This is a genomic window from Cognatilysobacter lacus, assembly GCF_008274655.1.
GTDB lineage: Bacteria > Pseudomonadota > Gammaproteobacteria > Xanthomonadales > Xanthomonadaceae > Cognatilysobacter > Cognatilysobacter lacus.
Map to the genome: position 1 here is coordinate 21,772 of NZ_VTRV01000016.1, position 6,348 is coordinate 28,119.

Annotated in this window: 7 protein-coding genes; 5 read left to right on the forward strand and 2 right to left on the reverse strand. The window is 70.3% G+C overall.

The window, feature by feature from the left end; all coding sequences use genetic code 11:
- The first annotated feature begins 3 nt into the window (after nt 1-3).
- From lpxD to FW784_RS02735, 5 genes are all read left to right on the forward strand, one after another.
- Complete coding sequence (gene lpxD, locus FW784_RS02715) at nt 4-1,026, forward strand: UDP-3-O-(3-hydroxymyristoyl)glucosamine N-acyltransferase (RefSeq protein ID WP_149351823.1); 1,023 nt, start codon at nt 4-6, stop codon at nt 1,024-1,026.
- Nucleotides 1,027-1,089: 63 nt separating this feature from the next.
- Complete coding sequence (gene fabZ / locus FW784_RS02720) at nt 1,090-1,554, forward strand: 3-hydroxyacyl-ACP dehydratase FabZ (RefSeq protein ID WP_149351824.1); 465 nt, start codon at nt 1,090-1,092, stop codon at nt 1,552-1,554.
- 2 nt (nt 1,555-1,556) lie between these two features.
- Nucleotides 1,557-2,339 carry an acyl-ACP--UDP-N-acetylglucosamine O-acyltransferase gene (gene lpxA / locus FW784_RS02725; RefSeq protein WP_149351825.1) on the forward strand — a complete coding sequence of 261 codons (783 nt, stop codon included), beginning with the start codon at nt 1,557-1,559 and terminating at the stop codon, nt 2,337-2,339.
- 103 nt (nt 2,340-2,442) lie between these two features.
- Complete coding sequence (gene lpxB, locus FW784_RS02730) at nt 2,443-3,618, forward strand: lipid-A-disaccharide synthase (protein WP_149351826.1); 1,176 nt, start codon at nt 2,443-2,445, stop codon at nt 3,616-3,618.
- Nucleotides 3,611-4,264, forward strand: coding sequence for a ribonuclease HII (locus FW784_RS02735; RefSeq protein WP_149351827.1), 654 nt, complete (start codon nt 3,611-3,613; stop codon nt 4,262-4,264). The genes lpxB and FW784_RS02735 overlap by 8 nt, the downstream gene beginning before the upstream one ends.
- Here FW784_RS02735 and FW784_RS02740 read toward each other — a convergent pair.
- Complete coding sequence (locus tag FW784_RS02740) at nt 4,229-4,657, reverse strand: hypothetical protein (RefSeq protein WP_149351828.1); 429 nt, start codon at nt 4,655-4,657, stop codon at nt 4,229-4,231. The genes FW784_RS02735 and FW784_RS02740 overlap by 36 nt on opposite strands.
- Nucleotides 4,654-6,348, reverse strand: a 1,695-nt coding sequence (locus FW784_RS02745) for a tetratricopeptide repeat protein (RefSeq protein WP_149351829.1), incomplete at its 5' end; no start/stop codon positions are given. The genes FW784_RS02740 and FW784_RS02745, both read right to left, overlap by 4 nt.

The following is a 6,348-nucleotide window of genomic DNA, read 5'->3' on the forward strand; positions in this document are numbered from 1 at the left end:
GGCATGAGCGAGCCTGGCGAGCATCGCCCGGTGTACACGGCCGGCGAGCTCGCCGGCCTGTTCGGCCTGACTGTGGTAGGTGATGCCAGCACCGCGGTGGTCGGCGTCGCTACGCTCTCGGACGCCGGGCACGACCGCCTCGCGTTCCTTTCCAATCCCAAGTATCGGGCCCAGCTCGCGGCAACGCGCGCCGGGATCGTCGTGCTCGCGGCGCCCGACGCGGAGCGAGCGCCCTGCACGGCGCTCGTGGCAGCGGATCCTTATGTGGCCTACGCACGCGTAGCGGCCTTGTTCGAACGCGCGACTGCCGCGCCCGCCGGTGTGCATCCGACGGCCTACGTCGACCCGTCCGCGTCCGTGCATCCCAGCGCAAGCATCGGCGCGCACGCGAGCATCGGTCCGCGCAGCGTTGTCGCCGTCGACGCCGTGATCGGCGCCGGCTGCGTCGTGGGCGAAGACTGCGTGGTCGGCACGGCATCGCGGTTGGTCGCGCGCGTAACGCTCGTGAAGCGTGTGCGGCTGGGAGCGCGCGTCCTGATCCATCCGGGTGCGGTACTCGGGGCGGACGGCTTCGGCATCGCGATGGACGCTGGCGCGTGGCTCAAGGTGCCGCAGCTCGGCAGCGTGGTGATCGGCGATGACTGCGAGATCGGGGCGAACACCACCATCGACCGCGGCGCCATCGACGACACCGTGCTCGAAGAGGACGTGCGGCTCGACAACCAGATCCAGATCGGTCACAACGTCCGCATCGGCGCGCACACGGCGATCGCGGGTTGCGCGGCCATCGCGGGAAGCACGCACGTCGGCCGTTACTGCCTGATCGGCGGCGGCGCGGGCATCGTGGGCCACCTCGACATCTGCGACCGCGTGATGGTCACGGCGATGAGCCTGGTGACCCATTCGATCCGCGAACCGGGCGAATACTCCTCCGGCACGCCGCTGATGGACAACCGCACGTGGCGCCGCAATGCGGCCCGTTTCCGCCAGCTCGATCGCCTTTTCCGCACCCGCGGGACTGAATAGCGCCCCCGGCCGTATCATTCACGGCTTCCGCAGCGGCCCTCCCGGCCGACCCGCAGGCCCTCAATGAACCAGATCGTGCTTCCCGTCGACGTTCGCGGCATCGAAAAGCTGCTGCCGCATCGCTATCCATTCCTGCTGGTGGATCGCGTCACCGACTTCGAACCGCGCAAGCGCATCGTCGCTTACAAGAACGTGACCTGCAGCGAGCCGTTCTTCACGGGCCACTTTCCGGGCAACCCGGTCATGCCGGGCGTGCTCATCATCGAGGCGCTGGCGCAGGCCGGCGGCCTGTTGACAACGCTCACCGCGAAAGCCGAGGGCAACGACGCGGAAGGCGAAAAGCTGTTCTACCTGGTCAAGGTCGACAACGCGAAGTTCACCCGGCAGGTGATGCCGGGCGATCGCCTCGAGCTCGAGGTGGAGCTGCGCCGGGTCATCCGCAATATGGCGATGTACGCGGGCATTGCGCGGGTCGACGGCGAACAGGTCGCCTGCGCCGAGATCCTCTGCGCCGAGGCGCAGCGCTGAGCATGACGACGCGGGTGCATCCGGGCGCAATCGTCGAGCCGGGCGCTCGCCTCGGCGACGACGTGGTGGTCGGCCCGTTCTGTTACATCGGCGACGGGGTCGAGGTCGGCGACGGCACGCAATTCGGGCCGCACTGCAGCGTGCTGGGCCCCACGCGAATCGGCGGACGCAACCGCTTCATGGGGCACTGCGCCGTCGGCGGCGAGCCGCAGGACAAGAAGTTCGCCGGCGAGCACACCGAGCTCGTGATCGGCGACGACAACACCTTCCGCGAGTTCGTCACGCTCAATCGCGGCACGGGCAGCGGCGGCGGCGTGACACGCATCGGCAACGACAACTGGTTGCTCGCCTACGTGCATGTCGCGCACGACTGCCAGGTTGGAGATCACTGCATCTTCTCGAACAACGCCACGCTCGCCGGGCACGTCACCGTCGGCGACCACGTGATCCTCAGCGGCTTCGCGGGCGTGCACCAGTTCTGTCGGATCGGCGCGCACGCGTTCGTCGGGATGGGCGCGTTCGTCAATGGCGACGTGCCGCCGTTCGTGATGGTCGCGCAGGAAGACTACGGGCGGCCACGCGGCATCAATGCCGAAGGTTTGAAGCGTCGCGGTTTCGACACCGCGCGCATCGCCGCGATCAAGCGCGCCTACCGCGCCCTGTACGTGGCGGGAGGCTCGCTGGACGAAGCTCGCGAGCGGCTCGCCGGTCTCGCCGACGAAAGCGCCGATGTCCGCATGCTGCTGGATTTCGTCAGGGGCGGCGACCGGCCGCTGCTGCGCTGATGCAGCGACCGGGCCGCGACGTGGCGCGCGCGCATTCGCGCGGGTTGTCCGTCGCGACACCGGCCGATCGCAACGGCCACGCTGAAAAACGGATGCGCCGCGCGTGAGCCCCCGTGTCCACCGCGTGGCGATCGTCGCCGGCGAAGCCTCGGGCGATCTGCTCGGGGCGGGCCTGATCGATTCGCTGCGCGAGCGCTGGCCCGACGCCGAATTCGCCGGTATCGGCGGCGAACGAATGCGAGCTGCCGGTTTCAGCGCATGGCACGACGCCGGCGAGCTCGCGGTCATGGGCCTCGCCGAAGTGCTCCGTCACCTGCCCCGACTGCTGCGGCTTCGCCGCCGGTTGCGGGAACGCGTGCTCGAGTGGCGACCCGACGTATTCGTCGGCATCGACGCGCCGGACTTCAACCTCGGGGTCGAGCGATGGCTCAAGGCGCGCGGCGTCGCCACCGTGCACTACGTGAGCCCCTCCGTGTGGGCTTGGCGCGAGGGCCGCGCCGCGAAGATCGGGCGATCGGCCGATCGCGTGCTCTGCCTGTTCCCGATGGAGCCGGCGATCTACGCGAAGCACGGCGTCGATGCACGCTTCGTGGGGCATCCGCTGGCGGACGAAATGGCACTGGAGTCCGACCGCGCGTCGGCACGCACAGCGCTCGGGCTGCCCGCCGTCGGGCCGGTGCTTGCAATGCTGCCCGGCTCGCGCACGGGCGAGATCGAAAAGCTGGGCGCCGACTTCCTCGCTGCCGCCGCGCTCGTGCGCGAGGCGATGCCCGACCTGCGCGTCGTCGCGCCGATGGCGAACCGCCACGCGCGCCAGGTTTTCGAGCACGTACTCGCGCAGTCGCCGGCGCGCGAAGCGCTCGGCGACTCGTTGAGGGTGATCGATGGCGACGCGCGGTCGCTGATGGTGGCCAGTGACGTCGTCCTGCTCGCGTCCGGTACGGCGACGCTCGAAGCGATGCTCGCAAAGCGACCCATGGTGGTGGCGTACAAGGTCGCGGCGTCCACCTACCGGCTGGTCAAAGGGCTCGGCATGCTCAAGGTCGATCGCTATGCGCTGCCAAACATCCTCGCCGGCGAGGAACTGGTGCCCGAGCTGATGCAGCAGGAGTGCACGCCCGACCGGCTGGCGGCCGCGGTTCTCCGCTGGTTCCGCGAGCCTGCGGTGGCGGACGCGCTCGGACCCCGATTCATGAAACTGCACCAGGACTTGCGTCGCAATGCGTCATCGCAGGCGGCCGACGCGATCGTCGAGGTCGTATCCTCGCGACATGGATGAAACCGCGCCCCGGCTGGCGTTCGACACCGCTGATGCATCGACCGGCGAGCGCATCGCGGGCGTGGACGAAGCCGGTCGCGGCCCGCTCGCCGGCCCTGTCGTCGTGGCGGCAGTGGTGTTCACGCCGGGCCGCACGCCCATCAACGGCCTGGCCGATTCCAAGCAGCTGTGCGCGGCACGTCGCGAGGCACTGGCGATCCGCATCCGCGAGCGGGCCACCGCCTGGTACATCGCGGTGATCGACGTCGGCACGATCGATCGCCTCAACATCTTCCACGCCACCATGCAGGGCATGCGCGAATGCATCGAGGCGGTGCGCGCCGCCACGGACGTCGCGCGCATCGACGGCAACATCGTGCCGAAGGGGCTGCCCTGCCGCGCGGAAGCGTGGATCGCTGGCGACACGCGCTGCCGCTCGATCATGGCCGCGTCGATCCTGGCCAAGACGCATCGCGACGGACTGATGGTGGCGCTGCACGACGCATATCCGCAGTACGGCTTCGACCAGCACAAGGGCTACTCGACGCCGCAGCACCTCGCGGCGCTGGCCGAACACGGCCCCTGCCCGCACCACCGACGCTCGTTCGCGCCCGTGCGCGCGCACGCCGGCTCAGCGGATGATGATTGCCGGGTCGCGCTCCTTTGAGCCCGCCCTGATCGCGTAGTCGTACCGGCCGGGCGCGGCTTGCACGTCGCCCCAAGCCTGTTGTCGCGCGCGCCCCGCCTTGGAATGCAGCTGGCCGTCAGGTGCTGAAGGTACGGGGTTGGCGTTCTTGAAGCGGATGTCGAATGCCTGCGAATTGCCGTCGGGTCCGCGCCATTCCACATTGGTCCGCGACGCGACCGTGCACGTGTCCGGCATCGCCATCGGCATGCCGTCCGGGGCGTAGGCGATGTCGATGTAGACGCGGTCGCCAGCACCGGGAGCATCGCAGCGGAGCACCGTGGCTTCCCCGGAGGCCGGGGGCGTGGTGGGCGCGCGGGTACAGCCGGAAAGCGCAATGACGGCCAGCGGAACGAGGGCGAACGGGCGATTCATGACGTGGACTCCTTTCGTGATGCGGTGGGGGAAACCAGAGGTCGCAGCACCGGTGAAGCGAGCATTCGACGGGTGTCGATGCCGCCGGCGCGCGCGCGATCGAGGCGCGCGCGCGCGGCGTCACGGTCGCCGAGGACCGCCAGCGCCTGCGCACCCATGAACGCGACTTCGGCGGGCTCGCTGCCGAGCGACTCGGCGCGTGCGAGTGCATCGCGTGCCTGCTCCGGCTTTCGCAGGTTCGCGCGATACCAGGCGAGCAGAGCCCACGCCTGCGCGTCGTCGGCTCGCACCGAGGTGTACCGAACCGCGCGGTCATGGGCACCGACGTAGGCGGCGGCAATGTCGGAAGCGGGCGCGCCCAATGCGGACAGCGCATCACCCAGGTTGCCCCACAGGCGGAAGTCGCGCGGATCGACGGCGAGCGCGCGACGGTAGAGGTCGGCGGCCCGGGCGTAGTCGCGGTCCTCGTAGCGCAGCGAACCGAAGTTGCTCAGCGCGGCGTAGTTGGGCCGCAGCGCGAGCGAGCGCTCGAACGCCCGCCGCGCGTCGATGCGCCGACCGGCAGCCAGGTACAGGCCACCCAGGCCGCTCCACAGGCGTTCGTCGCCGGGCGCCAGCGCGGTGGCGGTCCTGAACGCCGCAATGGCGCCCGGCAGGTCGCCTTCCAGATACGCGGCGAAGCCCCGTTCGCGATGCAGGCCTGCGTCGTTCGGCTGCAGGCGCAGCGCGCGATCGAAATAGCTGCGCGACATGTCAGGGCGTCCGAGCCCGGCATAGACCCGACCGAGCGCGGCGAACGCGGCCGGTCGCAACGCTGGATCACCGGCCGCACGTTCCAGCCGCGGAATGGCATCGGCCGGACGGCCCTTGGCGCGGTACAGCTCGCCGATCGCAAGATCCACTTCGCGCAGCGCGGGCGCCATGCTCGACGCCAGTCGGCAGGCGTCCTCGGCGCGACTGAAAGCGGCGGCGTCCATGTCGTCCTCGAAACGCGTGATCTCGGCGCGGCACAGGCCCGCCTGCGCCAGCGCGAAGCGCGGATCCGCGCGAAGGGCCGCGCCGAACGCGGCGACCGCATCGCGGTAGCGCGACTCGCCCTCTGAGCGGTCGAGGCTTTGCAGCCCGCGCAGATAAGCGTCGTAGGCGGCGACGTTGCGCGTCGGTGCCAGGCGCCGCGCCAGGACGTCGCCCGCGGAACGGCCGGTCAGCGCCTGCACCACCTCGCCGGCCACGGTCGCTTCGAGGTCGAAGATGCCGGCTGCGTCGCGTTCGAAGTGGCCGGACCAGCGCGTCGCACCCGAATGCGTGTCCACGAGCCACGCCGAAAGCTCGATGCGATCACCGACGCGACGCAGGCGGCCGTCCAGGACGGTCGCCACGCCGAGCCTGCGACCCGCCTGCGAAGCGTCCGTGCCGCTGGTGATCCGGCGCGGCATGGGTGCCACGGTGATCCCCGGGACGTCCGCCAGCGCGTCATGCAGCTCGGCCGCCACGCCGCGCGGGAAGTAGTTCTCGTCCGTGCCGCTGCCGTCGTCGAAGGGCAGCACCACGACGGATGCTGTCCCCGGCGGTGCGGGTGGCGCCCTGACGCCGTGCCAGACCATCAGCCCGCCCGCCATCGCCAGCACGACCATCAGGGCGGCCAGCGTGCGCAGGTGAAGGTGGACGAAACGCAGCGCCGCCTGCGGAAG

Bases quoted from the DNA above. Each gene is read 5' to 3' on its own strand.
- lpxD (WP_149351823.1), top strand. From the start codon at position 4: ATGAGCGAGCCTGGCGAGCATCGCCCGGTGTACACGGCCGGCGAGCTC.
- fabZ (WP_149351824.1), top strand. From the start codon at position 1,090: ATGAACCAGATCGTGCTTCCCGTCGACGTTCGCGGCATCGAAAAGCTG.
- lpxA (WP_149351825.1), top strand. From the start codon at position 1,557: ATGACGACGCGGGTGCATCCGGGCGCAATCGTCGAGCCGGGCGCTCGC.
- FW784_RS02735 (WP_149351827.1), top strand. From the start codon at position 3,611: ATGGATGAAACCGCGCCCCGGCTGGCGTTCGACACCGCTGATGCATCG.
- FW784_RS02740 (WP_149351828.1), bottom strand. From the start codon at position 4,657: ATGAATCGCCCGTTCGCCCTCGTTCCGCTGGCCGTCATTGCGCTTTCC.